General features: G+C 78.7%; 2 protein-coding genes. Both read right to left on the reverse strand.

Annotation, left to right across the window (positions count from 1 at the left end):
• The coding region (locus tag NWP09_RS12920; protein WP_258275899.1) for an ABC transporter ATP-binding protein at positions 1 to 269 on the reverse strand (269 nt) is incomplete at its 3' end.
• Positions 266 to 1203, reverse strand: a 938-nt coding sequence (locus tag NWP09_RS12925) for an iron chelate uptake ABC transporter family permease subunit (RefSeq protein WP_369010429.1), incomplete at its 5' end; no start/stop codon positions are given. The genes NWP09_RS12920 and NWP09_RS12925, both read right to left, overlap by 4 nt.

Raw genomic sequence — 1203 nt, forward strand, 5'->3', positions numbered from 1 at the left:
CCCCCGAGGAGCACCCGGCCGTCGCGGCGCCCGCGCTCCGGCACGACCCCCACGATCGCGCGCAGCATCGTCGACTTGCCCGCCCCGTTCGGGCCGACGAGCGCGGTGATGCGACCGGCGGGCGCGCTCCACGACACGTCGTCGACGAGCACGCGCTCCCGCGCGCGCACGCTCAGCCCGTGCACCTCGAGGTCGCCGGCGACCGCGCCGCCCTGCCCCGCCGCGGCGACCGTGCCCGCCGCGCCCGACGGTCCGAGCCCATCCGTCATGCCCGCACCCGCCCCGTGAGCATGAGCGCCGCGAAGACCGGTGCGCCGATGAGCGCGGTGACGATGCCGACGGGCAGCTCGCGCGGGTCGAACGCGGCGCGCGCGACGGTGTCGCTCACGAGCAGCACGACCGCCCCCGCGAGACCCGAGAGCGGCAGGAGCCGCGCGTGCCCGGCACCGACCGCGAGCCGCACGGCGTGCGGCACGACGAGTCCGACGAAGCCGATCGCGCCGGAGACCGACACGAGCACGCCGGTCACGAGCGCGCACGCGACGAGCAGCGTCCAGCGCGTGCGGCGCGCATCCACCCCCAGGGCGCCCGCGGCGGTGTCGCCGAGCGCGAGCGCGTCGAGCAGCCGCCCGCTCAGCAGCAGCGGCAGCGCGAGCGCGGCTCCGGCGAGCGCGACGAGGGCGCTCGGCCACGTCGAGGCGGCGAGCGATCCGAGCAGCCACGCGAGGATCTCGCGGAACGCGTCGCCGTCGGCGCGCCAGAAGATGACGAGGCTCACGACGGCGCTCGCGGCGGATGCGACGACGACGCCCGCGAGCACGGTGCGGGTCGGGGTGGCGCCGCCGGCGGCCGCGGCGAGCCCGAGCGCGGCGAGCAGCGCGAGCAGGGCGCCGCCGAACGCGGCGACGGGGAGCAGGAGGCCGAGCCCGGCGATGAGCACGAGCACCGCGCCGACCGACGCGCCCGAGGAGACCCCGAGCAGGTAGGGGTCGGCGAGCGGGTTCCGCACGAGCGCCTGCATCACCGCGCCGACGATCGCGAGGCCCGCGCCGACCGCGCACGCCGCGAGCACGCGCGGCAGCCGCAGCTCGACGACGATCGCGTCGCCGACCGCGTCGAGCGGGCTGACGCCGATCCCGAGCCGCGCGGCGACCGCGCCGAGCGCATCGAGCGGCGCGATCCCGGCGGGCCCCACGCTCACCG

Origin of the sequence: Agrococcus sp. HG114 (assembly GCF_024723325.1) — a bacterium.
GTDB lineage: Bacteria > Actinomycetota > Actinomycetes > Actinomycetales > Microbacteriaceae > Agrococcus.